The organism is Spirillospora sp. NPDC047279 (genome assembly GCF_040643285.1).
GTDB lineage: Bacteria > Actinomycetota > Actinomycetes > Streptosporangiales > Streptosporangiaceae > Spirillospora.
Genome location: NZ_JBEYUA010000032.1, coordinates 57,172 through 81,316, shown reverse-complemented (window position 1 = coordinate 81,316; position 24,145 = coordinate 57,172). Strand labels below are relative to the sequence as shown.

At 72.4% G+C, this 24,145-nt stretch carries 24 protein-coding genes; 18 read left to right on the top strand and 6 right to left on the bottom strand.

Annotated features, from left to right (window positions below; translation table 11 throughout):
• Positions 1-593 precede the first annotated feature (593 nt).
• A complete protein-coding gene (locus ABZ810_RS46170) occupies positions 594-1,178 on the top strand; it encodes a dihydrofolate reductase family protein (protein ID WP_358414676.1) in 585 nt (194 codons plus the stop codon).
• A gap of 656 nt (positions 1,179-1,834) precedes the next feature.
• Positions 1,835-2,728: a Gfo/Idh/MocA family oxidoreductase gene (locus tag ABZ810_RS46165; protein WP_358414673.1), complete on the top strand. Its 894-nt coding sequence runs from the start codon at positions 1,835-1,837 to the stop codon at positions 2,726-2,728.
• On the opposite strand, the gene ABZ810_RS46160 is transcribed toward ABZ810_RS46165, so the two are convergent.
• Together ABZ810_RS46160 and ABZ810_RS46155 are read right to left on the bottom strand one after the other, a co-directional pair.
• Positions 2,670-3,536: a hypothetical protein gene (locus ABZ810_RS46160; RefSeq protein WP_358414670.1), complete on the bottom strand. Its 867-nt coding sequence runs from the start codon at positions 3,534-3,536 to the stop codon at positions 2,670-2,672. The genes ABZ810_RS46165 and ABZ810_RS46160 overlap by 59 nt on opposite strands.
• On the bottom strand, positions 3,533-4,282 hold the full coding sequence (locus ABZ810_RS46155) for a MerR family transcriptional regulator (RefSeq protein WP_358414667.1): 750 nt from the start codon (positions 4,280-4,282) through the stop codon (positions 3,533-3,535). Before ABZ810_RS46155 ends, ABZ810_RS46160 begins: the two co-directional genes overlap by 4 nt.
• Positions 4,283-4,452: 170 nt before the next feature.
• On the opposite strand from ABZ810_RS46155, the gene ABZ810_RS46150 reads away from it, so the two are divergent.
• Complete coding sequence (locus tag ABZ810_RS46150) at positions 4,453-5,274, top strand: hypothetical protein (protein WP_358414664.1); 822 nt, start codon at positions 4,453-4,455, stop codon at positions 5,272-5,274.
• A gap of 15 nt (positions 5,275-5,289) precedes the next feature.
• On the opposite strand, the gene ABZ810_RS46145 is transcribed toward ABZ810_RS46150, so the two are convergent.
• A complete protein-coding gene (locus ABZ810_RS46145; RefSeq protein WP_358414662.1) occupies positions 5,290-6,168 on the bottom strand; it encodes a hypothetical protein in 879 nt (292 codons plus the stop codon).
• A 44-nt stretch (positions 6,169-6,212) separates the two neighbouring features.
• Here ABZ810_RS46145 and ABZ810_RS46140 point away from each other — a divergent pair, with 44 nt between their 5' ends.
• The gene (locus tag ABZ810_RS46140; RefSeq protein ID WP_358414659.1) at positions 6,213-7,049 is read left to right on the top strand and encodes a 2,3,4,5-tetrahydropyridine-2,6-dicarboxylate N-succinyltransferase; all 837 of its coding nucleotides are present in this window, start codon (positions 6,213-6,215) and stop codon (positions 7,047-7,049) included.
• A gap of 78 nt (positions 7,050-7,127) precedes the next feature.
• Positions 7,128-8,201 carry a succinyl-diaminopimelate desuccinylase gene (dapE, locus tag ABZ810_RS46135; RefSeq protein WP_358414656.1) on the top strand — a complete coding sequence of 358 codons (1,074 nt, stop codon included), beginning with the start codon at positions 7,128-7,130 and terminating at the stop codon, positions 8,199-8,201.
• A gap of 58 nt (positions 8,202-8,259) precedes the next feature.
• Here dapE and ABZ810_RS46130 read toward each other — a convergent pair whose 3' ends face one another.
• Both ABZ810_RS46130 and ABZ810_RS46125 read right to left on the bottom strand, forming a co-directional pair.
• The gene (locus ABZ810_RS46130; protein ID WP_358414653.1) at positions 8,260-10,419 is read right to left on the bottom strand and encodes a glycosyltransferase; all 2,160 of its coding nucleotides are present in this window, start codon (positions 10,417-10,419) and stop codon (positions 8,260-8,262) included.
• A 3-nt stretch (positions 10,420-10,422) separates the two neighbouring features.
• Positions 10,423-11,055, bottom strand: a complete 633-nt coding sequence (locus tag ABZ810_RS46125; protein WP_358414650.1) for a hypothetical protein — start codon at positions 11,053-11,055, stop codon at positions 10,423-10,425.
• Positions 11,056-11,185: 130 nt separating this feature from the next.
• Here ABZ810_RS46125 and ABZ810_RS46120 point away from each other — a divergent pair, with 130 nt between their 5' ends.
• The 13 genes from ABZ810_RS46120 to ABZ810_RS46060 all read left to right on the top strand — a co-directional run bounded on the left by ABZ810_RS46120 (position 11,186) and on the right by ABZ810_RS46060 (position 22,821).
• A complete protein-coding gene (locus ABZ810_RS46120; RefSeq protein ID WP_358414647.1) occupies positions 11,186-11,992 on the top strand; it encodes a TIGR00730 family Rossman fold protein in 807 nt (268 codons plus the stop codon).
• Entirely contained in the window at positions 11,992-12,582 is a 591-nt protein-coding gene (locus ABZ810_RS46115; protein ID WP_358414644.1) for a TIGR00730 family Rossman fold protein, read from the top strand. Before ABZ810_RS46120 ends, ABZ810_RS46115 begins: the two co-directional genes overlap by 1 nt.
• A 208-nt stretch (positions 12,583-12,790) precedes the next feature.
• A complete protein-coding gene (locus tag ABZ810_RS46110) occupies positions 12,791-13,639 on the top strand; it encodes a hypothetical protein (protein WP_358414641.1) in 849 nt (282 codons plus the stop codon).
• Positions 13,636-14,091 carry a hypothetical protein gene (locus ABZ810_RS46105; protein ID WP_358414638.1) on the top strand — a complete coding sequence of 152 codons (456 nt, stop codon included), beginning with the start codon at positions 13,636-13,638 and terminating at the stop codon, positions 14,089-14,091. Before ABZ810_RS46110 ends, ABZ810_RS46105 begins: the two co-directional genes overlap by 4 nt.
• Before the next feature lie 19 nt (positions 14,092-14,110).
• A complete protein-coding gene (locus ABZ810_RS46100; RefSeq protein ID WP_358414635.1) occupies positions 14,111-14,392 on the top strand; it encodes a hypothetical protein in 282 nt (93 codons plus the stop codon).
• A 132-nt stretch (positions 14,393-14,524) separates the two neighbouring features.
• Positions 14,525-15,838 carry an alkaline phosphatase PhoX gene (locus ABZ810_RS46095; RefSeq protein WP_358414633.1) on the top strand — a complete coding sequence of 438 codons (1,314 nt, stop codon included), beginning with the start codon at positions 14,525-14,527 and terminating at the stop codon, positions 15,836-15,838.
• A gap of 118 nt (positions 15,839-15,956) precedes the next feature.
• On the top strand, positions 15,957-17,681 hold the full coding sequence (locus ABZ810_RS46090; RefSeq protein ID WP_358414630.1) for a hypothetical protein: 1,725 nt from the start codon (positions 15,957-15,959) through the stop codon (positions 17,679-17,681).
• Positions 17,678-18,106, top strand: a complete 429-nt coding sequence (locus ABZ810_RS46085) for an SRPBCC family protein (RefSeq protein ID WP_358414627.1) — start codon at positions 17,678-17,680, stop codon at positions 18,104-18,106. Before ABZ810_RS46090 ends, ABZ810_RS46085 begins: the two co-directional genes overlap by 4 nt.
• On the top strand, positions 18,103-18,678 hold the full coding sequence (locus ABZ810_RS46080) for a DNA-3-methyladenine glycosylase I (protein WP_358414624.1): 576 nt from the start codon (positions 18,103-18,105) through the stop codon (positions 18,676-18,678). The genes ABZ810_RS46085 and ABZ810_RS46080 overlap by 4 nt, the downstream gene beginning before the upstream one ends.
• Before the next feature lie 108 nt (positions 18,679-18,786).
• Positions 18,787-19,809, top strand: coding sequence for a glycosyltransferase 87 family protein (locus tag ABZ810_RS46075; RefSeq protein ID WP_358414621.1), 1,023 nt, complete (start codon positions 18,787-18,789; stop codon positions 19,807-19,809).
• Positions 19,794-20,921 carry a glycosyltransferase family 4 protein gene (locus ABZ810_RS46070; RefSeq protein ID WP_358414618.1) on the top strand — a complete coding sequence of 376 codons (1,128 nt, stop codon included), beginning with the start codon at positions 19,794-19,796 and terminating at the stop codon, positions 20,919-20,921. Before ABZ810_RS46075 ends, ABZ810_RS46070 begins: the two co-directional genes overlap by 16 nt.
• Positions 20,918-22,156, top strand: a complete 1,239-nt coding sequence (locus tag ABZ810_RS46065) for a sensor histidine kinase (RefSeq protein WP_358414615.1) — start codon at positions 20,918-20,920, stop codon at positions 22,154-22,156. Before ABZ810_RS46070 ends, ABZ810_RS46065 begins: the two co-directional genes overlap by 4 nt.
• Positions 22,144-22,821, top strand: a complete 678-nt coding sequence (locus ABZ810_RS46060) for a response regulator transcription factor (RefSeq protein WP_358414612.1) — start codon at positions 22,144-22,146, stop codon at positions 22,819-22,821. Before ABZ810_RS46065 ends, ABZ810_RS46060 begins: the two co-directional genes overlap by 13 nt.
• On the opposite strand, the gene ABZ810_RS46055 is transcribed toward ABZ810_RS46060, so the two are convergent.
• Complete coding sequence (locus ABZ810_RS46055; RefSeq protein ID WP_358414609.1) at positions 22,788-24,119, bottom strand: deoxyribodipyrimidine photo-lyase; 1,332 nt, start codon at positions 24,117-24,119, stop codon at positions 22,788-22,790. The genes ABZ810_RS46060 and ABZ810_RS46055 overlap by 34 nt on opposite strands.
• Between the last annotated feature and the right edge of the window lie 26 nt (positions 24,120-24,145).

Sequence of the window (24,145 nt, the reverse complement as noted above, 5' to 3'; positions counted from 1 at the left end):
CGTCGCTGCCAAGTTCGAACTCCAGCGCCACCCCAGCCGCAGCCGGACAACCACATCAGCTAAAGGGGTGACCGTCCCCGCTCAACCCTCGCCCCCAGCGGACCTGATCTGCCCGCCGCGCCCGCACCGACACATCCCCGTGCGAAGCGCGGCAACGCTCGTCAGTGTGAACGCCAGCTACCGGAGACCTTCAGCTAACAGGCCACGCTCGCCGTCCACTCCTTTGGTTCGTCGCCGCCAAGTTCGAACCCCAGCGCCGCCCCAGCCGCAGCCGGACGACCACACCGGCCAAAGGGGCGAATGAGGCTGGAATCAGCTCACTCACTGGTGGACGAAGGGCGCAGGCCTGGTGAGTGAGGTGAGCGTAGGAGGGGAGTCGAGGTCAGAGGGCGCCGTCGACCACCGTCCGATGTCGGTGACGTAGGAGATCTCCGGCCTGGGGGAGGTTCCCGGCCTGGTGGGCTGGCCTGGGAATCAAGGCGGCGAGATGGATCTCAAGATTGGTGGGCGGTGGTGTCGAGTGGTGTCGAGTCCGTTCGTGGCCAGGGTGAGAGGCCGGCAACGGGCCGGTCGCCGCTCACGAGGAGAGCATCATGGCCGCTACCTACACGTTCGACGTCTTCTCCAGCCTCGACGGCTTCGGCTCCTACAACAGCAGTGGCGACTGGGGCGGCTACTGGGGCAAGCAGGGGCCTGAGTACCTTGATCGTCGCCTCGCCCTTTACAGCGAGGAGCAGCGGATGGTCCTCGGGGCCAACACCTTTCGGCAATTCGTGCAGATCCTGGGCACGAGCGCCGCGGAGCCCGAGGTGTCTGACCCGGTGAACACAGCGATGACGAACATGCCGACGACCGTGGTGTCGACGACCCTGGAAGGGCCCCTCGACTGGCCGGACGCGACCCTGGTGAGCGGTGACGCCGTGGACGTCGTCGCCCGGCTCAAGGAGGAGTCGCCGGTGCCGTTGCGGTCGCACGGGAGCCTGTCGATGAACCGGGCGCTGATGGCCGCCGGTCTGGTCGACCGCGTCCAGCTGACGATCTTCCCCGTGATCACCGGTCGGACCGGAGAGGACCCGATCTTCCAGGGTGCGGCCGACTTCGACCTCGAGCTGATCGAGAGCCGGACGTTCGACGGCCACATTCAAGAGCTCATCTACCGGCCCACCCTGCACGCCTGAGTCCAGGAAGGCAGCCCGGTTCGTCAGGCTCGCGAAGCGCGAGAGTGAACGCCCACGGGCGCAACTGACAGAACAGGCCAGCCGCCATCGCATCCGAGTGCCTGACGGCTCATTCGCCGCGCGAGTGTCGCCGTCCAGGCACTTGGGTGTCAGGCAGGTTGGCTGGCGCCCAAGTGCGGCAGAACGTCGCGTACGGGATGCCGTGGAAGGTTCTGTGGGCGGCGACGAACTGGGCCTTGCTCACGGGGTCTGAGTCGTTCACCCAATGGACAGGACTGCGTTTGGGCACCTCATGCTGCTTCTGCAGCTCCGAACTCTTCCGCCAAGTCCGCAGCGACCCTTCCTGCTCGAGCAGGTAGTGCTCGGCGTCGTGGCCGCTGTTTCCAGGCTGGGAAGTCGAAGGGCGCGTAAAGGGCGCGCTGTGAAGGGGGGGCGGCGGTGGGGCGCTGCGCGGTGGAGCGCTGCGCTGTGAAGGGGGCGCGGTGGAGCGCCGCGCGGTGAGGGGCACGGGGTGTGGGGACCGCGCGTTGGAGTGTGCGCCGGGGGAGGGTGGTGGGTTGTGGTGGTGGAGGGGATGGGGTTCGGGAGTGGGGGTGTGGGAGGGGTTGTTGGGGAGGGGGTTGGGATGTGGGGTTGTGGTTGGGGAGGATGGTGGGGTGAAGGTTGGGGTTGTGGGGCTGGGGTCAATCGCGCAGAAGGCTTATTTGCCTGTGCTGGGGGCCAAGGGGCTTGATCTGCACCTGATGACGCGGTCGCGGGAGCGGCTGGATCGGGTGGCGGACGCTTATCGGGTGGGGGACGGGCGGCGGTTCGAGGAGCTTGAGGCGCTGATCGGGGCGGGGGTCGAGGCCGCGTTCGTGCATGTGCCGACCGATCGGCATCAGGAGGTGGTGGGGCGGCTGCTGGACGCCGGGGTGCCGACGTATGTGGACAAGCCGCTGGACGGTTCGGTGGACGGGGCTCGGGCGCTGGTGGAGCGGGCCGGGGGTACGCCGTTGATGGTGGGCTTCAACAGGCGTTACGCGCCGGCGTATGTCGCCGCGGCGGGGGTGCCCCGGGATCTGGTCGTTCTGCAGAAGAACGCGGCGGGGGAGACGGGGAGTGTTCGGGAGGTCGTTTATGACGACTTCATCCATGTGGTCGACACGCTGCGGTTCCTGGCGCCGGCGGAGGTGGGGGTGGAGACGGTGGCGGTGTCCGGGCGGGTCGAGGGTGACGATCTGCACCATGTGGCGGTCACGCTGGGCGGGGACGGCTTCACTGCGGTGGGCGTGATGCACAGGCTGAGCGGGTCGAAGGAGGAACGGCTGGAGGTGACCGGGCCGGGCGCCAAGTACGAGGTGGTGGATCTCGTGGAGGTCGTCCGGCACGGGCGGGGCGAGCGGGTGCGGCAGGCGGTGGACGGGTGGCGGCCGGTCGGGGCGCAGCGGGGGTTCGAGCAGATCTGCACGGCGTTCCTGGACGGGGTGCGGGCGGGGCGGTCGTTCGATCTCAGTGATCCCCTGCGTACTCACGAGCTGTGCGAACGGGTCGTGGCGGAGTTGAGTTGAGGGCGGCGAGGGCGGAGGCGGGGGCGTCGGCGAAGAAGCGGACGGTGGTGGCCTCGGTCAGGCCTCCCAGGGGGCGGGTGGCGGTGATGGGCTCGGTGAGGTCGAGGACGATGTTGGTCTGGGAGGCGACGGCGATGCCGAGGCGGTCGTCCTCGACGTTGAAGATCTTGCTCTCGTTGTAGTCGGTGACCTGGCGGACCCCGGCGATCTGGGCGCGGGGGACGCGCAGGTCGAAGAACGCGCCGTAGCGGATGCGCACCTCGTCGGCGGTGATGACGTGCGGGCGGGTGACGCAGGCGGCGATCACGGCGAGGACGATCAGGATGGAGTAGGCGTCCAGGACGAGGACGACCGTGCGGACGGGCGCCGGGACGCCCAGGGCGCGCAGGAGGATCTCGACGGCGAAGAGCTCGACCACCATGGCGAAGAGGAAGACCATCTTCGTGGTCGTCTCGGCGCGCGAGTAGGAGACGGCGGTGGCGCCGTCGGGGACGCCGTGGCGGCGGCGGGCGACCCAGAGGGCGAGGCTGACCAGGCCCTTGGTGTCGAAGCCGATGATCCGGCGGACGCGTACGGGCACCAGGTCGTGCATGACCGAACGCAGCGCGGCGCGGGCGGTGGCGCCGGTGCGGCGGGCGGCGAGGTAGAGGCGGGCGGCGACGGCGAGTTCGAAGAGGAACGCCGCGGCCACGAGGAACTCGGTGATCAGGAGGACGGTGGGGGGCGGCCGGACCCCGGACGCGAGGAGGATCAGGAAGATCACCTCCAGGGGTACGACGGTGTAGAGGATGGCGCGGGCGAGCCTCATCGTTCCTCCTGAAGGATGTCCATGAGCAGGTCGAAGACCTTGGCCTGGGCGGGGGAGAGGTGGAGCGGCATCTCGTCCAGCCACTGGTCGTGGCCGTTGGCCGTGGCGGCGAGCATCATCGCCTTCATCTCGGCGGGGAGGTGGCCGGCGACCTCCCGGGCGAGGGCGGCGACGCGCGGGTCGTCGGGGGCGGCGTCGGCCAGGTCGTCCATCCGGGCGTAGATGGCGTGGCCGCGGGCGACCGCCTCGGGTTCGGTGAGGGGCCGCAACATGGCGGCGAACGCCTCGCGTTCGCCCGGGCCGGCGGTGGTGTCGACGAGGGCGAGCATCTCGCGGTCGAAGTCGGCGAACGTGGAGCCGCCGGCGGGGAGGGTGCGCAGGACGGACGCCATGGCGGGGGAGACCGCCGAGTCGGCGTCGAGGTCGGTCTCCGCGAGGAGGGCGGCGAGGCGTTCGCGGCGCTTCTGGATCGAGAGCTGCTGGCGGGCGAGGTCGTCGTCCAGTTCGCGGAGGACCTCGCGCAGGTCCTTGCCCTGGTCGTCGGCCAGGACGTCGCGGACCTCGTCGAGGGAGAGGCCGAGTTCGGCGAGCCGCCGGACGCGGGCGAGGATCACCGCGTCGCGCAGCAGGTATTCGCGGTAACCGTTGGCCCGCCGTTCGGGCTCGGGCAGCAGGCCCTGGTGGTGGTAGTGGCGGATGGTGCGGGTCGACACGCCCACCAGCGCCGCGAGTTCGCCGATCTTCATGCCTTCATTACAAACGTTGACGTTGCGTCAAGGTCAAGCGGCACGGCGGGCGGCACGGCGGGCGGCACGGCGGGCGGCACGGCGGGCGGCACGGCGGTGCCGGGATTGACGGGGCACGATCACTAGAATTAGGTTCTAGTTACCGACCGGTCGGTATCTGGAGGGGACGAATGCGGGCAGCGCGACAGGCATGGCGCCGGCTGGAGCCGGTGCACAGCATGATCTACTTCGTCCCCGAGGGCGGGCGGCGGTACGCCGAGCTCGGCCTCAAGGGCATGGCGGGCTACTTCGCCAGCCGCAGCGCGGCGTTCGGCGAGGCCTCGGCCGACCTGGTCATCGCGACCTTCTACAACTTCCACCCCGGGCTCGTGCGCGAGGCGCTGCCCGCGGCCTGGGACGTGGTCACCCCGCGGCAGATGCTGGACGCGCGGCGCGAGGCCGCCGCCGCGGCGCTGCGCCGGGCCGGGATCCACGAGGTCGCCGGGCTCGACGAGACACTGGGCCTGGCCCGGCGCGCCGCCGAGGCGGCCACCGAGTCGGTGGAGGGCCGCCCGCTGTTCGCCGCCCACGCGGCCCTGCCCTGGCCGGAGGACACGGTCGAGCAGCTGTGGCACGCCCAGACCCTGCTGCGGGAGTACCGCGGCGACGGGCACATCGCGGTGCTGGTCAGCGAGGGCGTCGGCGCGCTGGACGCGCTCATCCTGCACGGGGCCAGCGGCGACGTGCCGACCGCGTTCCTCAAGTTCAGCCGCGCCTGGCCGGCCGAGGAATGGGACGCGGCCGCGGAGGGCCTGCGTGAACGCGGCGTGCTGGACGGCGAGGAGCTGAGCGCCGAGGGCAAGGCCCTCCGCAAGCACATCGAGGACCGCACGGACGCGCTCGCGGTGCCCGCCTACGCGGCCCTCGGCGAGGACGGCTGCGAGCGCCTCGCCGAGCTCGCCCGCCCCTTCGGCCGCGCCGTCGTCGACGCGGGCCTTCTCAAGCTCGGCTGATCGCCGGCCGGGTGGCTATCTGATGATGACCCGGTCGGTGGGGGCGCCGGAGTCCTCGGTCCAGCCGTCGTGGCCCTCGCCGGACGTCCAGGTCTTGCCGGCGTGGCGGACCTCGGTGAGGCCGTACACCTGAGCGTGGGTCACCGCCCAGGAGGCGACCGCCCAGCCGGTACGGGCGCCGCCGACCCGGACGGCGTCGGAGCCGGTGTGCGGCGGTTGGTCGTTGCTCAGGGTCGTGGTCGCGGCCGGGTTCTCGACCTGGAGGCGGCTGCCGAACGCGCGGCGCAGCTCGCGCAGCGCCTCGGGGCGGCGCGACGAGGTCTGCTTGTTGGGCGGGTACCAGCAGCGCACCGAGGCGGGCATGCGGCCGGTGAACGCCTGGGCGAGCAGTTTGCCGTCCGGCTCGTGCTGGGCGTACGCGGTGCCGTCCGCGCTGCGCTGCACCCGCTGGGCGGCGTCGTGCAGGTCGCGGTCGAGGTAGTCCTTCACCTTGACGAGGGCGTCGAAGAACTTGCTGGTGGACGTCACGGGGTCGCGGAGCTTGTCGGGCGTGCCCCAGCCCTGCGACGGGCGCTGCTGGAACATGCCGACCGAGTCGCGGTCGCCGCCGGGAAGGTTGCGGATGTGCGACTCCTGGATCGCGGTGGCGTACGCGATCACGGCCGCCCGTTCGGGCAGCTGCTTGCGGTAGGCGACCGCGGCGATGGTCGCGGCGTTCGCGCCCTGTTCGAGGTCGAGCGGCATCTTGCCGGCCGCCGTCCGCACCTCGCAGTTGGACCCGTGGAGGTACGGGCGGACGCGCTCCCACGCCACGTAGCCGCCGACGCCGACCATCAGCATGACGGCCAGCGTGATCCCGGTCACGCGCACGCGTCGTTGATCCCATGCACCCACGCGACGACGGTACCGGGAGTTGGGCCTCGGTAAGCTCATGGGCCATGACCGAATCGTTCACCAGCCCGATCTCCGCCGTCATCGACGAGCTGTGGGAGCGGCGCGCCGAGCTCACCCCGGACGACGCCGAGGCACGGGCGGCCATCGTCGCCGCCGTCGACCAGATCGACGCCGGCGAGGCCCGCGTCGCCCTCATCGACGCGGCGTCCGACGGCGTGGTCGTCGACGAGCGCGCCAAGCGCGCCATCCTGATGAGCTTCAAGGTGCTCGGCATGGTGCGTTCCCAGGTCGGCGACTTCGCGTACCACGACCGCATCCCGCTCAAGAGCCGCCTGGACGGCGTGCGCGTGGTCCCGGGCGCCATCGCCCGCTGGGGCTCCTACCTGGCGCCCGGCGTGGTCCTGATGCCCTCGTTCACCAACATCGGCGCGTACGTCGACGGCGGCACCATGGTCGACACCTGGGCCACGGTCGGCTCCTGCGCGCAGATCGGCAAGAACGTGCACCTGTCGGGCGGCGTGGGCATCGGCGGCGTGCTGGAGCCGCCGAACGCGGTGCCGGTGATCGTCGAGGACGAGGCCATGATCGGCAGCCGTTCGATGATCGTCGAGGGCGCCCGGGTCGGCAAGGGCGCGGTGGTCGGCTCCGGCACCAACCTGTCGGCGTCCATGCCGGTCATCGACGTCGAGACGGGCGAGGAGATCAGCCGCGGCCGCATCCCCGACTGGTGCGTGGCGGTCGGCGGCACCCGGCTCAAGGAGTTCAAGGGCGGCACGTTCGGCATGCCGGCCGTGCTCATCCTCAAGCGCCTGGAGGAGGGGCGGCGGCACGACAAGGCCGAGCTGAACGACATCCTCCGCGACCACGGCATCAACACCTGACGCCGCCGCGACCTCGACGAAGGGACTCGCCCCGAGCCGGGCGGGTCCCTTCGCCGGTTTGGCATAGGGTTTCCTTCCATGCGCCCTGACCCCACGCGGCTCGACCTGTCCGCGGACGTGACGGACCTGACGGCGGCGATCGTCGACATCGAGTCGGTGAGCGGCGGCGAGCGGGAGCTCGCGGACGCGGTCGAGGAGGCGCTGCTGGCCCTGCCGCACCTGACGGTCGAGCGCGTCGGCGAGAACGTGGTCGCCCGCACCGGGCTCGGCCTCCCCGAACGCGTCGTGCTCGCCGGGCACCTGGACACCGTCCCGCTGAACGGCAACCTGCCGTCCCGGGTCGAGGGCGACCGCCTGTACGGCTGCGGCACGACCGACATGAAGAGCGGCGTCGCCGTCGCGCTGAAGCTGGCCGCGACCGTCACCGCGCCGACCCGCGACATCACGTTCGTGTTCTACGAGTGCGAGGAGGTCGACGCGGCGCGCAACGGGCTCAGGAAGCTCGCCGAGACGCGTCCCGAGCTGCTCGCCGGCGACTTCGCGGTGCTGATGGAGCCCACGACCGCGCTGATCGAGGGCGGCTGCCAGGGCACCATCCGCGTCGAGGTGACCGCGCCGGGCGAACGGGCGCACAGCGCGCGCGCCTGGATGGGCTCCAACGCGATCCACAGGGCGGGCGAGATCCTCGACGTGCTGCGCGCGTACGAGCCCACCCGTCCCGTCGTCGACGGGCTGGAGTACCACGAGGGCCTGAACGCGGTGTTCGTGCGCGGCGGCGTCGCGGGCAACGTGATCCCGGACGAGTGCGTCGTCACGATCAACTACCGCTTCGCCCCGGACAAGTCGCTCGCGGACGCCGAGGCGTACCTGCGCGATCTCTTCAAGGGTTTCGAGGTCGTGGTCACCGACGGCTCCCCGGCGGCCCGCCCGGGGCTGACGCATCCGGCGGCGGCCGCGTTCGTGGCGGCGACGGGCGCCGAGGTGCGCGCCAAGCTCGGCTGGACGGACGTGGCCCGCTTCTCCGAGCTGGGCGTCCCGGCGGTCAACTACGGGCCGGGGGAGCCGACGCTGGCGCACACCAGGGACGAGTACGTCGAGATCCCGCTGATCGCCGACTGCGAGCACCGCATGCGCGCCTGGCTCACCGCCTGACGCGCTGCGGTCTCGAGGTCCTGACGCGTCGGCCCGTGGACGCGTTGCGGTGGTCGGGTCAGCGGGGCTGGGCGGCGGGTTCGGGGAGGCCGGGGCCGGGTGTGGTGAAGGTGCCGGTGCGGCGGATGGTGTGCCAGCCGAGCCGCGCGCCCGCGATGGCCGTGACCAGCGACTGGATGACGACCAGGTACATCAGCTGGCGGTAGACGACCTGCTGGAGGGGCAGCACCCACAACGTGCGGAGCGGCTCGCCGTCCAGGCGGAGGGCGTACGCGCCCGCGACCGCCTGGAGCAGGGTGAAGAACAGCCAGGAGAGCGCCAGCTTGCCCGGGTCGAGGAAGCAGAGGCCGTAGAGCGTGAAGACGTCCACGGCCGGGGCGAACAGCGGCAGCGCCACCTGGAAGACGGCCAGGTAGGGCAGGCAGCGACGGCCGAAGCGACCCGAGCTCCCGGTCTGGACGAGGGCGCCGCGGTGCTTCCACATCGCCTGGAGCGTTCCGTAGCACCAGCGGTAGCGCTGCCGCCAGAGCTGCCGGATCGAGGCGGGCGCCTCGGTCCAGGCCAGCGCGCTCTCCTCGTACACGACCCGCCACCCCGCGCGGCAGATGGCCATCGTGAGGTCGGTGTCCTCGGCGAGGGTGTCGTCGGAGACGCCGCCGGCCGAGGCCAGCGCGCCGCGCCGGAACGCGCCGATGGCCCCGGGGATGGTCGGCATGCACTGGAGGAGGTCGAACATCCGCCGGTCGAGGTTGAAGCCGATCACGTACTCGATGTGCTGCCAGCGTCCGATGACGCCGCCGCGGTTGGCGACCTTGGTGTTGCCGCTGACCGCGCCGACCCGCGGGTCGGCCATCGGCGCGACGAGGTTGCGGAGGGTGTCGCGCTGGAAGACGGTGTCACCGTCCACCAGCACCACGATGCCGGCGCGCGCGGCGGCGACCCCGGCGTTGAGCGCGCTCGGCTTGCCGCCGTTCGGCTTGCGGATGAGCCGTACGCCCGCGACGGAGGTGAACGTGGCGGCGATCTGGGCGGTGCGGTCGGTCGAGCCGTCGTCCACGACGATCACCTCGACCGGCGCGGGGTAGTCGGTGTCGAGGAGCGAACGGATCGTCGCCTCGATGCCCGCCTCCTCGTTGTAGGCGGGGACGATCACCGAGAGCGGCGGGGTGAACGGCGGCTGGTCGCGGCGGCTCCGCCGGCGGCGAAGGCGGCGGACCCGGCCCGCGTGCGTCCGGGCGAAGCCGAGCAGGACGACCAGTCGCAGCGCGGTCAGGACGGCGGCCACGGCGAACAGCGAGGTCAGGCCGCCGACGATCCAGGACGAGCCCAGCTGGCCCCAGACCAGGGCCTTCCCGATCGCCTTCTGGCCGGTGGAGGCGGGCGTGTTGCCGGGTGGCAGGCCGATCGCCTCGGAGACGGTGGTGAACCGGTATCCCTGCGCGGACAGGCGCGTCAGGATCGCGTCCACCCCCGCGACGGTCTCGGCCCGGTCGCCGCCGGCGTCGTGCAACATCACGATCGCCCCGGCACGACCGGTCCCGCCGCCGCCGGCGGCGCGTTCCACGATCTTCTCGATGCCGGGGCGGGACCAGTCCTCGGTGTCGCGGTCGGTGAGCACGGTCAGGTAGCCCTGCCCGGCGGCGGCCCGCACGGCCTGCCACTGCGGCCCGGTGAGCCCGGACGGGGTGGAGGAGTACGGCTGCCGGACGAGGTTGGTGCCGCGGCCGGTCGCTCCGGCCAGGGCCCGCTGGGTGAGGTCCAGTTCCAGCCTGAGCCGCCAGGAAGGGACCGAACCCAGGTCGACGTGGGTGTAGGTGTGCGAGCCGATCTCGTGGCCCTCGCGGATCATCCGCCGGGCCACGCCGGGGCTCTGGGCGACGTTCGAGCCGAGGGCGAAGAACGTGGCGTGCGCGCGGTGCTTGCGCAGGACGTCGAGGAGCCGGGGCGTCCACGTCGGGTCGGGGCCGTCGTCGAACGTCAGGGCGATCATGCCGGGACGGGGGCGGGCGCTGCGCAGCGTCCCGTCGGTCAGGTTGAGCACCGGGCCCGCGCGGGTCGCCTCGGCGGGCGGTGGAGCGGCCTGGGACGCGGCCGTGGGGCCGCCCGTTCCCTCACCCATCTGCCCGCTCGCGAAGCCGTGCACCAGCAGCGCGACGGTGAGGGCGATGCCGCTCAGCAGGAGCAGGATCCAGTGGCCCTTGGGTTCATGGCTCTTCACGGGTCAGCCGCTCTGGTCTTTCTTCTTCTTGCCGTACGCGGGCGGCGTCGCCTGCGACTTCCCGGGACGCGTCGTCGCCGGGACCGGCGTGGTCACGGGCGCCGACGGCGCGGTGGAGGCGGACGGCCGGGACTGATCGTTCCCGCTGCCGAGCGACGGCGTCCCGGCGTTCGGGACGCCCCCGTTCCGCGGGTTCCCGGAGGCACCGGGCCCTGCCGGGCGGTGCGGTGTCGTCCCGGTCCGCGGCGTGCCGTCCGGCCCGGTGCCGGTGGGCTTCCCCGCAGGCCACGGTGTGAGCGGGACCTCCGCTCCGGTGGCGAGGTTCACGCCCACCACGGCGAGATACACGGTCAGGCCCGCCCCGGCGAGGGCCCCGGCGATGCGAACGCCACGAGCCCGCCGCCCGCTGCCGTCCACGAAGACCGGCGCTCCCTCACCCTCCTCAACCTCCGGCAGCACCTGCGTGTCGTGCACGGCCTGAGCGGTCTGGGCGACCTGCGAGGCCTGAGTCAGCGGCAGCGTCCGCGGACCCTGCGCGCCGCCCGCGTGCCGAGGCTCGTACGAGCCACGCGCCTGCGGGGCGCGGTGCGGACGGGTCGGGCCGTCGGCGCCGCCGGTGTTGAGGTCGATGCTCACGCAAACATCAGCGTCGCGACGGGCCCCCGTGTCACCCGGCGCGGCCGGCGGCGGGGAACGCTCGCCGGGCGCACGCGCCTGATCAGGATATTCGGGCGAGATCACCAAGGGCCTTGGCTACGGTGAGGGCATGGCATCCGACTTGAGTCCTCGTTCCCGGCGGCAGGGGCCCGCGATGTTGCGCGGCCGGGCCGTACCGCAGACCACCACCGATCAGCGGCTCCTCGACGGCCGCGCCACAGCGGACTGGGTCCACGCCGACCCGTGGCGGGTCCTGCGGATCCAGGCGGAGTTCGTCGAGGGATTCGGGCTGCTGGCCGAGCTGCCCAAGGCGGTCAGCATCTTCGGCAGCGCGCGGACCAAGCCCGACTCCGAGGAGTACAAGCTCGCCGAGCGGGTCGGCGCCAAGCTGGTGGACCACGGCTACGCGGTGATCACCGGTGGCGGTCCGGGGATCATGGAGGCGGGCAACAAGGGCGCCGACGAGAACGGCGGCCTGTCGGTCGGCCTCGGCATCGAGCTCCCCTTCGAGCAGGGGATCAACGACTACTGCGACATCTCGCTCGAGTTCCGCTACTTCTTCGTCCGCAAGACGATGTTCGTCAAGTACAGCCAGGCGTTCGTCGTCCTGCCCGGCGGGTTCGGCACGCTGGACGAGCTGTTCGAGGCGATCACGCTCGTCCAGACCAAGAAGGTCACCCGCTTCCCGATCGTCCTGATGGGCACGGAGTTCTGGGGCGGACTGGTCGAGTGGATCAAGACCTCGCTGCTCTCCTCGGGCAAGATCTCCGCGGCCGACATCGACCTCTTCCACCTCACCGACGACCCCGACGACGCCGTCCGCGTGATCGTCGAGGCGCACAAGGAGGAGGCGCGCCGCCGCGAAGAGGAACAGGCCGTCAAGGCGGCCGCCACCGAGGGACGGAACGGCACCTGATGGGGCGTGCGGTCTGCGTGTTCTGCGCGTCGTCCAGCAAGATCGACCCCAGGTACCTCGACCTCGCCACCGAGGTCGGTGCGGAGCTGGCCGCCCGCGGCCACACCCTGGTCAGCGGGGGCGCCCAGGTGTCGTGCATGGGTGCGGTGGCCCGTGCCGCCCGCGCCGGCGGGGCCCGCACCGTCGGAGTGATCCCCGAGGGCCTGGTCAGCGTCGAGATCTCCGACGAGGACAACGACGAGCTGATCATCACTCCCGACATGCGTTCCCGCAAGGGCGAGATGGACCGCCGCAGCGACGCGTTCCTCATCCTTCCGGGCGGCATCGGCACCCTGGAGGAGCTCTTCGAGGTCTGGACGGCCCGGGTGCTCGCCATGCACGAGAAGGCCGTGGTGATCCTCGACCCGTACGGCGTCTACGACCCGCTGCGCGACCTGATGACCGGCCTGGTCGACCAGGGGTTCGCCCGCGCGAAGATCTTCGACGCCGTCGGCTGGACCGCCGACGTGAACGAGGCGTTCGACCTGCTGGAACGCTCCCAGCCCCGCATCGAGCCCACCCTCGAGGACTACGCCGAAGCCGAACTCTGAGCGGCCCGCACGCGGACGTTGAGCAACGGCCCGACCGCGAACGCGGGTCGTGAGCGGTGCCGTGGGTGGTCAATGCGGCGAAAGGCATTGGTGCCGGAGCCGGTTGTCGCGTGCGGTTTCCCAAGTGTCGTGAGAATGCGCGTACATGTAGATTGTCGCCGTTGAGATAAGGGGCCTGACCCGACCTGCCGGAGTCGGAAGGAAACGCGTGGTCCGCTGGAATGATGTGCGCGAGGGCTGGCTCGCCGCCGAAGGGGTCGTCCGGGACTCCGCGCCCCCTCCGGCCACCAGCGTCAAGCAGATGCGCCGCCTCTCCCTTTTCCGGACCACGGCGCCTCTCACGGTGACGGGTTACCGGGGGGCGGGCAAAAGCACCCTCTACGACGCGTTGGAGGGGCGGGTCTCCCTCGGATACAGGCCGCCGGGAAAGAGCTTGGGCGCGGAGACGCACCGGACCGTGTTCAAGACCGGCCGCAAGAAGATTCGCGCCGAAAGCTGGGTGCTCCCCGGGCAGCCGGGCGAGGAACGTAATGAGGCCCTGGGCCGGGTCATGGGGGACGGAAACTATCCCGTGGGCGTGGTCCACGCCGTTTCCTGGGGTTACAACTCCGTGCGCGCGGACGAACTGCCGCACCTGGAGGACCGGCTCATCGCGGATGGCCGGCCCAGGACCATCGCCTCAGTGCGAGACCTCAACCTCAAAGAGGAACTCCAGGACTTCAAAGACATATCCCGTCGCCTCGTGCGCGCGTGGAGCCGCCGCGACAAGGTCTGGCTCATCATCGTGGTCACCAAGAGCGACCTGTTCTGGGACGACCGCCGCAAGGCCATGGAGTACTACCTGCCCGGGGAGGGCGCCGGCTCCGCGTTCTCCCGGCACCTGGACGACTTCGCCGACACCCTCGGCGACGCGCTGGAACGTGTGCTGATCCTGCCGTTCAGCTGCTTTCCGGAGCCCTACAAGATCTTCCACGACGAGGCCCCGTCCCAGTTCGTGAACAGGGAGCAGGACGCGTTGTTCAACAACTTCCTTTCGGTGATGGGGAAGGTGCTATGACGTCCGAACGTCCGCAGCCGGAACATCCGCGGCCCCGCTCCCTCACCGATCCCGACGCCTTCGACGTCGAGCTGTCCAGGGCGGAGGCGCTGCTGCGCACGGTGGAGCACCACCGCAACCTCGCCCGCGCCGGCCGGATCCTCCAGATCGCCGTCCCGGTGGCACTGCTCTCCCTCGTCGCCGCGCTGACCGCCGGGGAGGGCGGCACGACCGCGGCCCTCGTCTTCGCGGCCAGCGCCGCGGCCTGCGCCGTCACCGCCCTGTGGGCGCAGGCGTCCGTCATCGCCCCGCTGACCCGGTCGGCGGCCCGGGACGAAGGCGCCATGGTCGAGATCGTCAACACCCTTCGCGAGTTCCTCAGTTCCATGGACGACAACGGCGACGCCAGCCGCTACCGCCTCCTGCGCGTCCGCGTCGAACGTTTCCCCATGGCGCCCCGCAACCTTCGATGACCAGTGAGGAGGGACGGGGATGTTGTCCCGCGCAGCCGACGTCGTCCAGGTGGGGACGTTCTTCGTGGCGATGGTCCTGGCCGCCCTGAAGTACGACAGGGTCCAGCAACCGCCGGAGGCCCTCGTGGCCGGGCTGCTCCTGGCCCTCGTCGCCGGAGTGGCGCTCTCCGCGCTGGGCATCGTCCTGCGCCTGTCCAGCGGCGAGACGTTCCGCGAGGACCGCGGCCTGAGAAGCTCGAAGTGCCTGTGGGCCGGCACCGTCTCCTTCATCGTGGGCGCCGCCATCCTCGCCTTCCTCTGAGAGAGGGGGCGCGCCGGGGCCGGGCTCTGAGGTGTGCGCTGGGGGTTTGCCGGTCGGGTCCCGGTCGTTCACCGGGGGTTCATTGGACCGGGCCAAGCTCCGGGGCGATCCCTCAAACGTGAAGGAGTCCCCATGTCCGTGTCCCGTCGCGGGGTGATGAAGGGCGGCGCGGCCGGCGCGCTGTCCATCGCCCTTGCCGGCAGCCTGGAGTCGGTCTTCCAGACGTCCGCCGGCGCCGAGGTCGGGGAGGCGTACGGCTACGGCCCGCTGGTCCCCGACCCCCAGGGCGTGCTCGACCTGCCGAAGGGCTTCTCGTACAAGGCTCTCTCCGCCCAGGGCGACACGATCGCCGACGGCGTGCTCGTCCCCGGCAAGCACGACGGCACCGCCACCTTCCACGGCGGGCGCTTCGGCACCACCCGGCTCGTGCGCAACCACGAGCAGACCGGCAGCGGCGTCAAGCCGGTCGTGGACTCCCGGCTGGTGTACGACCCCGCCGCGTTCGGCGGCACCACCACGCTCGAGGTGGACCGCGACGGCGACCTTCTCGGCCACCGCATCAGCCTGGCCGGCACCGCCACCAACTGCGCGGGCGGGCGTACGCCCTGGGGCACCTGGCTGACCTGCGAGGAGACCGAGGGTTTCACCGGCCAGACCAAGTCGCACGGCTGGGTGTTCGAGGTCGACCCGACGGGGCGCAAGACCAGGCCGGAGCCGCTGACGGGGCTGGGCCGGTTCGCGCACGAGGCCGTCGCCGTCGACCCGCACACCCACATCGCCTACCTGACCGAGGACGCCAGCAAGCCGTTCGGCCTCTTCTACCGGTTCACACCCAAGACGCACCGCGGCGGCTACCACACGTACATGGCGGGCGGCCTGCTCGAAGCCATGTACGTCGAGGACCTGCCCGACCTGTCCGTCGTCCAGGAACCGGGCGCGACGTTCCGCGTCACGTGGGTGAAGGTGCCCGACCCGTCGGCCGCCGCCACCTCCACGCGCAAGCAGTTCGAGAAGATCACCCGGTCGCAGAAGCTCGAAGGCGCCTGGTGGGGGCACGGCAAGGCGTACTTCGTCGCCAGCTACTCCCACACCGCCGACGGCGCCGCCGCCGACCACGCGGGCCAGGTCTGGAAGTACGACCCGCACCGCCGCACCATCGAGCTGGAGCTCGTCTTCAAGCCCGGCGGCCGCTTCGACGGCCCCGACAACATCACCGTCTCCCCGTACGGCGGCGGCGTGATCCTGGCCGAGGACGGCGACGGCGAGCAGTACCTGATCGGCACCACCCGCAAGGGCGCCCCGTTCGCGTTCGGCCGGAACGGGTTCAACGACAGCGAGTTCACCGGCGTCACGTTCTCGCTGGACGGCCGCACGCTCTTCGCCAACCGCCAGGACCCGGGCGTGACGTTCGCCATCAAGGGCCCCTGGCACCGCCTGCACGGCTGAGGCCCCCGCTCGCGATTCCCCCGCGACCGCGGGGGAATCGCTGTAGTGCGTGGTCCTGCGGCCCCACTCCTCCGGACGTGGCACGATCGTTCATGCGGATCCGTAGACAGAACGGAGCATGATCGTGATTGTGGTCCTCGTCCTGGCCGGCCTGGCCGTGCTGGGCGCCGTCGTCGTTCTCGCCATGGGCCGAGGCGGCGAACTGGCCGGGGCCCATCCCGACCACCCGCCCCTCCCGTTCTCCGACCGCCCGCTCACCGGCACCGACGTGGCCCTCCTGCGCCTGCCGCGCGGCGTCTGGGGCTACCAGGTCACCGCCACCGACGAGGCCATGCGCCGCCTCGCCCACTCCCTGGCCGAACGTGAGGCCCGCGCCGCCGCCCTGGAGCAGCAGCTCGACGAGCTGCGCCTCCGCCTGGGCGAGCCCGCCCCCCACCCCCACCCGTGGCAGGCCCCCGCCGTCGACGCGCCGGCCGCAACCCCCGCCCCCGTCCCGGTGTTCGCCCCGAACGTGGCCGATGACCTGCACCAGCCCGCTCCCGCGGAGCCCGCCGCAACCGGGCTCCCCTCCCCGGACACCCCCGCAAGCGAAGCCCCCGCAGCGGAAACACCCCCCGCCGACCTCAACAGGACGACCGACCTCAGCGAGACGACCGATCTCAGCGAGACGACCGACCTGAACGAGACGGCCGACCTCCACAGGACGCCCGTCCTGCACGAGACAGCGGACCTCCAGAGGGCCCCCGAAGCAGCCACCCCGGCCACGACGCCTGGGGCCGCTACCCCGGCAACGACGCCTGGGGCCGCTACCCCGGCAACGACGCCTGGGGCCGTCACACCCCCCGTTGCCGCGCAAGGCGACGCCGCCGAACGTCCCTACAGCGCCGAACCTGCCGACGGCCCTGCTCAGCCCGCCGTCGGAGATGACGCGTCCGACCCCGAGCCGCGTTCAGTCGAGCTCCCGGAGCCCGCCGCGGACGGTCAGCCCGGCACCAGCCCGGCGACAGTCCTCCCCACCGACCCTGCCGCTCCAGGCGCTCCCAACCTCGGCGAGCCCTTCGACAGCGAGCCTCCTGGTGCGAAAGCCACCTCCGCCGACGCCGCGCACACGTCCCCCACGGGCCCCGCCGCTCCAGGCGCTCCCGACCCCAGCGAGCCCTACGGCAGCGAGCCCGCTGGCACCTCACCCACCTCCGCCGACGCCACCCGCACACCCGAAGACACCCGCACACCCGAAGACACACGCACCGCCGCCACGGGTGCTGCCGCCACGGGTGCTACCGCCGCGGGTGCGGCGTCTGCGGGTGCCGAGTCCGCCGGTGGTGCCGTCGGCGCCGGGGCCGCGCATGCCGATCTCGGCGAGTTGCCCACCGACCCTGGTGATGCGGGTGGTCGCAGCGCCGACGTGAACGATGAGCCCGCCGCGGAGCCCCGCCCCGGCGAGGAGCCTGATGCGGGCGCCCCGGCAGGCCCCGCTTCTGAAGGCGGAGCCGGGGCCGGGGGCGCGCACGCTGACCGCGGTGCGCTGCCCGCGGACTCCGGCGGTGCAGGTGGTCACGGCGCTGATGTGATCGATGAGCCCGCCGAGGAGCCTCGCGACGGCGATGTTCCCGGTGCGGGTGCCTCGTCCCCTGACATCGCGCACGCGACCCCTGCGGACGCGGCCTTTGCGGGCGGCGCCCCTGAGGGTGGCGTGGTGCCTGGTGGAGGGAACGGGGGGTCGGTTTGGGCTCGGGCCGAGGCGGCCTATCCGGGGTCGTTCGAGGAGGACGAGGAGTTCGAGGCCGCGTTGTTCGACGATCATGAGGACAACGTGGCGGCGCGGCGGGATGAGCGGGCGTGAGCCGGGTCGCGGTGCACGCCGAGCAGTACGCGGCGGTGGAGGCGGACCAGGTGTTCGCGGTGCTGACCGACTGGCCCCGGCATGCGGAGTGGATGCCGTTCACGCGGGCCGAGGGCGGGCGTGCGGTGGGGGAGGAGATCAAGGGATGGACGGGGGTCGGGCCGGTGGGGTTCCTCGACACGATGGTGATCACTGAGTGGCTGACGGGGCGGCGCGTTGTGGTGCGGCATACGGGGCGGCTGGTGCGGGGGGACGCCTGGTTCGAGGTGACGCCGGTGGGGGCCGGGTGCAGGGTCCTGTGGGTTGAACGGGTGGATCTGCCGCTGGGGGTTCTCGGACGGGCGGGGTGGATCGTCGGGGGGCCGGTGATCCGGATGTTCATGAAGCTCGGGTTGCGGCGGCTGGCTCAGGTGGCGGAACGATGAGCGGGGCCGTGATGGGGGAGGACGGGCTGGCGCGGTGCCCGTGGGGGGTGTCGGCGCCGGACTATGTGGCCTACCACGACGAGGAGTGGGGGCGGCCGGTCACCGATGACCAGGGGCTGTACGAACGGTTGTGCCTGGAGGCGTTCCAGTCGGGGCTCTCGTGGCTGACGATCCTGCGCAAGCGGGAGGGGTTCCGGGAGGCGTTCGCGGGGTTCGACATGGGGAAGGTCGCCGCGTACGGGGCCGACGATGTCGAACGGTTGCTGGGCGACGTCCGGATCGTGCGCAACCGGGCGAAGATCGACGCGGCGATCAACAACGCGCGGGCGGCTCTGGAGGTGCCGGACGGGTTGGGCGAGCTGGTCTGGAAGTACGCGGATCCGGGGGCGGCGGCGCCGGAGACGACCGCGGACGTGCCGGCGACGACGGCGGGGTCCAAGGCGCTGGCCAAGGAGCTCAAGCGGCACGGTTTCCGTTTCGTGGGGCCCACCACGGCGTATGCGCTGATGCAGGCGTGCGGGCTGGTGGACGATCATCTGGTCGGCTGCCACCGGCGGGGCGCCTACAGGTAGAGCAGGCAGGTAGAGCAGGCGGATAGAACCGGCAGGTAGAGCCGGCCATACCCCAGGTCGGCGGACAGACCTAATGATCTAGGCGCTCGCGGGCGGTTGCCTGGGGGCATGCCGATTCTGTTCGCCGTTTTCGCGGCGGTGACCGCTCTGGTCAGCGACCTCGGGCCGCATGTGGTGTGGGGTTTGTTCGCCGCGCCCGCTTATGCGCTCTCGGCCGTTCTCCGGCGCACCTGGGTGGCCGGTGCGGGTGCGATCGTGCTGCCGTTGGCGGTGCTGGTGGCGCTCGAACGGGCGCAGCCCGAAGTGGCCGTTGTCCGGCGTTCGGGCGAGCTGTTGCTCTCGGCGGGAACGCCATATCTGAGCCCGGAACAGCTGGCCGGAGCCACCTACGAGTCGTACAACCCCTATCTGCCCGGGATGGCGCTTTTCGGGGTGCCCGGTTTCGACCCTCGATTGCTGTTCGGGGCGTTCATTCTGGTCGCGCTGGGGTGGAAGTCACCATTGCTGACGTCGCCGGTGGTGGCGTTGCCGCTGGTGGTGGGCGGCGACGACCTGCCGGTGATCGGGCTGGTGTGCGCGGCGTTCGCGCTGGTGCTCCAAGGGCGGGTGACGCCCGCGGGGCTGGTCCTGGGATTCGCGGCGACGCTCAAGGCGACGGCGTGGCCCGCGCTGTTCGTGTGCCTGGCGCTGGTGGTGGCCAGGCGGGCGGGGGCGGGACGGTTCTGCGCCTGGGCGGGGGCGGTCGTGACGGTGGGCGTGGCTTTTCCGGTGGCCGCCGATCCGGGCGGGATGTTCGAGAATGTGGTGGCGTTCCCGCTGGGGATGGCCGGGGTGGAGTCGCCCGCGGGCAGTCCGATGCCGGGTCATCTGCTCGCCGGGGCCGGGTCGTACGGGCACGCCGCCGCCGTGGTGTCGCTGGGGCTGGCGGGGGCGGCCATGGCGGTCTCGCTGGTCGTACGGCCGCCGGCGGATCCGCGGGGCGCCGCGTACCGGCTGGCGCTGGGGCTCACGCTGGCGGCCCTGCTGATGCCCGCGAGCCGGTGGGGCTACCTCGTCTACCCGGCCGTGCTCGTGTTCTGGGCCCGTTCGCACGTTCACGAGAAGGAGCCCGAGCTGTGCCTCGCTGCCTGATCATCACCAATGACTTCCCGCCGCGGCGCGGGGGGATCGAGACGTTCGTGTACGAGATCGCGCGCCGGTTCCCGGCCGGTGAGGTGGTGGTGTTCACCTCGGCGGAACGGGGCGCGGAGGCGTTCGACCGGCGGGTGCCGTTCCCGGTGGTCCGGGCGAAGGCCGGGACGTTGCTGCCGACGCGGGCGGTCGCGCGGCGGGCGCGGGCGCTGATCGCCGAGTACGGGTGCGACAGCGTGTGGTTCGGGGCCGCGGCGCCGCTGGGGCTGCTGGCCGGGCGGCTCGGGCTGCCGTCGGTGGCCACGACGCACGGGCACGAGGTGTGGTGGGCGGCCGTCCCGGGGGCGCGGGCGGTGCTGCGGACGATCGGCCGGCGCGCCGGCACCGTCACCTATCTGACCGGCTACACGCGGGACCGCATCGTTCCGGCGCTCGGGGACGGGGTCCGCACGGCGCGGCTAACGCCGGGGGTGGACGCGGCGCTGTTCCGGCCGGGGGACGGGACGGAGGTCAGGGAGCGGTTCGGGCTGGACGGGCCGGTGATCCTCAGCGTCTCGCGGCTCGTGGCGCGCAAGGGGCAGGACCGGCTCATCCGGGCGATGCCGCGGGTGCGGCGGGCGGTGCCGGGGACGAGGCTGCTGATCGTGGGCGGCGGCCCGCAGGAGTTCTGGCTGCGGGGGCTCGCGGAGGAGGGCGTGGTGTTCGCGGGCGGGCTCCCGCACGAGGAGCTCCCGCCGTTCTACGCGGCGGCCGACGTCTTCGCGATGCCGTGCCGCGACCGGCGGTTCGGGCTGGAGACCGAAGGGCTCGGCATCGTGTTCCTGGAGGCCTCGGCGGCCGGGCTGCCGGTGCTGGCGGGGGCGTCCGGCGGTGCGCCCGAGACGGTGCTGGACGGCGAGACGGGCTTCGTGGTGGACGGCCGTTCGGTGGACGAGATCGCGGCGCGGCTGATCGAGATGCTGACGGAGGGCGCGGGCGAGGGCGACGGCGACGGCGCGGGCATGGGCATGGGCGAACGGGCGCGGGCCTGGTCGGCGGAGTGGACCTGGGAACGGTCGTACGAGCGGCTCCGTGAGCTGCTGGCCCTGGCGTCGCCTACGGTCGGGTCATGACCCTGTGGCGTGCGATGGCCGGGAACCCGCTGCGGTTCCTGCTGTCGTCATGGCCGTGGCGGTCGGTGGCGTACGTGGTCACCGGGCCGCTGGTCGGGTTCGCGTGGCTGGCCGTGGTGCTGGTCCTCGGCGCCGCCGGGGTCCTGCTGACGCCGGTGGTGGTGGGCGTGTTCCTGCTGGCGTCCGTTCCGCTGACGGCGGTGGGCCTGGCGGCGGTCGAACGGCGGCGGCTGCGGTGGCTGGACGCGCGGCCCGCGCCGACGCCGCACCGGGAGCCGGACCGGCCGGGGTGGCGGCCCTGGCTGCGGCTCCGGCTGCGGGAGACGGCGACCTGGCGGGAGTTCGGGTTCGCGCTGCTGTTCGTGCTGCTCGCGGTCATCGACCTGGTGGTGCCGTTCGTGATCTTCGTGGGGTCGACGGTGCAGATGGGCTCGGCCTACCTGGTGGGGCAGGGCGATCAGCTGCAGTACGGGCCGTACGGGACCGTCGACCGGCCCGAGGAGGCCTGGGTGACGGTCGCGGCGGGCGCCGCGCTGTTCGTGCTCGGGCTGTACGTGACGGCGGCGCTGGCCGGGGCGCGCGCGGCGCTGGCCCGGCTGCTGCTCGTCCGGCCGGTGGAGGACGAGCTCGTCGAGGTGCGCGCGTCGCGGGCGCGGATGGCGGACGCGTTCGAGGCCGAACGGCGGCGGATTGAGCGGGACCTGCACGACGGCGCGCAACAGCGGCTCACCGGGCTGATCATGACGCTCGGGCTGGCGCGGCTGGAGGCGCCGTCGGAGCTGATCGACAGGGCGCAGGACGACGCCCGGGCGGCGCTGGCGGAGCTGCGCGACCTGGTGCGCGGGATCCACCCGTCGGTGCTCACCGACCGGGGGCTGGGCGCGGCCGTGGAGTCGCTGGCCGAGGGGTCGCCGGTGCCGGTCGACGTGGACGTCGTGCTGGACCGGCGGCCGCCCGAGGGCATCGAGTCCGCCGCCTACTTCGTCATCGCCGAGGCCCTCACCAACGTGATCAAGCACAGCGCGGCGGAGCGGGCCCGGGTCGGGGTCAGGCTGGAGGGACGCGGCCTGGTGGTGGAGGTGCGCGACGACGGAAGGGGCGGTGCGGCGCCGGGGGAGGGCACCGGGTTGCAGGGCCTGGCGGACCGCGTCGCCGTCTACGACGGGACGCTGCGGGTGTCGAGCCCGCCGGGCGGGCCTACGATCCTGCGAGTGGAGATCCCATGCGAATCGTGATCGCCGAGGACTCGGTGCTGCTGCGCGAGGGCCTGATCCAGATCCTGGCGCGGTCCGGCCACAAGGTGGTCGCGGCGGTGGCCGACGCCCCCGCCCTGACGGCGGCGGTGGCCGAGCACCTGCCGGACGTGGTGGTCACCGACGTGCGCATGCCGCCGGGGTTCCGCGACGAGGGGCTGAAGGCGGCGCTGGCCCTGCGCGCCGAACGGCCCGATCTGCCGGTCCTGGTGCTCTCGCAGTACGTCGAGCAGTCGTACGCCGCCGAGCTCCTCCAGACCGGCGGCGGCGTGGGCTACCTGCTCAAGGATCGGGTGGGCGAGGTCGCCGAGTTCGTCGACGCCCTCGACCGGGTCGCGGCGGGCGGCACGGTGATCGACCCGGAGGTGGTGCGGCGGCTGCTGTCGCGGCGCCGCGCGCACTCGCCGCTGGAACGCCTCACCGATCGTGAGCGCGAGGTGCTCGGGCTGATGGCCGAGGGACGGTCGAACGGCGCGATCGCCCGCACGCTGGTCGTCTCCGAGGCGGCGGTGATCAAGCATGTGGGCTCGATCCTGGCCAAGCTCGACCTGCCGCCCGCGCCCGACGACCACCGCCGCGTCCGTGCCGTGGTGATCTACCTCCGCGGCCTCGGTCAGCCGGGCGGGTCGACGATGGGGGCGGGGTAGCCCAGGTCGCGCCGCAGCGCGGGCGGGAGCTGCCACGGCATGTGGACGGCCGAGGGGTCCAGCCGGGCCAGCTCCGGCACGTACTCGCGCACGTACTCGCCCTTGGGGTCGAACCGGGCCGCCTGCCGCAGCGGGTTGAGCACCCGGTTGGGGCGCGTGTCGTTGCCGGTGCCCGCGACCCACTGCCAGTTGCCGGCGTTGTTGGGCACGTCGCCGTCGAGCAGCCAGTCGTTGAAGTGGCTCAGCCCGTGCCGCCAGTCGACGCGCAGGTTGCGCGTCAGGAACGACGCCGTGATCATCCGGGCCCGGTTGTGCATCCAGCCCTCGCGCAGCAGCTGGCGCATCCCGGCGTCCACGATCGGGAACCCGGTGCGTCCCTCCCGCCAGGCCGCCAGCGCCTCCGCGTCGTCGTGCCAGCGGGCGCCGCGCGGCCGGTAGTCCTCGCGCGGCATGGCCGGGAAGGCGGCGGTGACCTGGTGGTGGAAGTCGCGCCAGGCGAGCTGGCGGTCGAACGCGGTGCCGCCGGGCCGCTTGCGCGCGGCGGTGGCGAGCTCGAGCGGTGACACGCAGCCGAAGCGCAGGTACGGGCTGAGCCGCGAAGTGCGGTCGCCGGCCAGGTCGTCGTGCCCGTCCTCGTACTCCTCGATGGGGTCGCGCAGCCAGGCGCGCACACGTTCCCGCCCGGCGGTCTCGCCGCCCGGCAGGAGCTCCGGCGACGCCCCGCCGGTCAGCTCCTCGGCGACGGCGTCCAGATCGGGCCCGGCCGCGTCGAGGCCGTCGCCGAACGGCACCCTCCCGGGCGCGCGCAGCGGAGTGCGCCAGTGGGACCCGGCCCAGGCCCGCCAGTACGGCGTGAACACCTTGTAGTGGTCGCCGGAGGTGGGCGTGATCTCGCCGGGCGGCACGACCGTGACGCCGGGATGGCCGGACACCGTGATCCCGGCGTCGCCGGCCTCCCGTTCGAGCCGTTCCCGCCGCGACGTCGCGTAGCCGCTGACATCATCGCTGATGAAGATCGCTTCGGCGCCGACGTCCCGGGCGAGCCGGAGCGTCTCGGTCACCGGGTCGCCGCGCCGGATCACCAGGTCGGCCCCCCGGGCGCGCAGCGACATGCGCAGGTCGGCCAGCGCGTCCAGCAGGAAGCGGATCCGGTTGGGCGCTCCGGCGCGGCCGGTGAGCAGCGTGTCGTCGAGCACGAACAGCGGGACGACCCGGCCGGCCGCCGAGCAGGCGGCGGCGAGGGCGGGCTGGTCGTGCACCCGCAGATCGCGGGTGAAGAGCATGATCGCGGTGTCCATCACCCCTTCTTCGGCGGGGGAGGCGC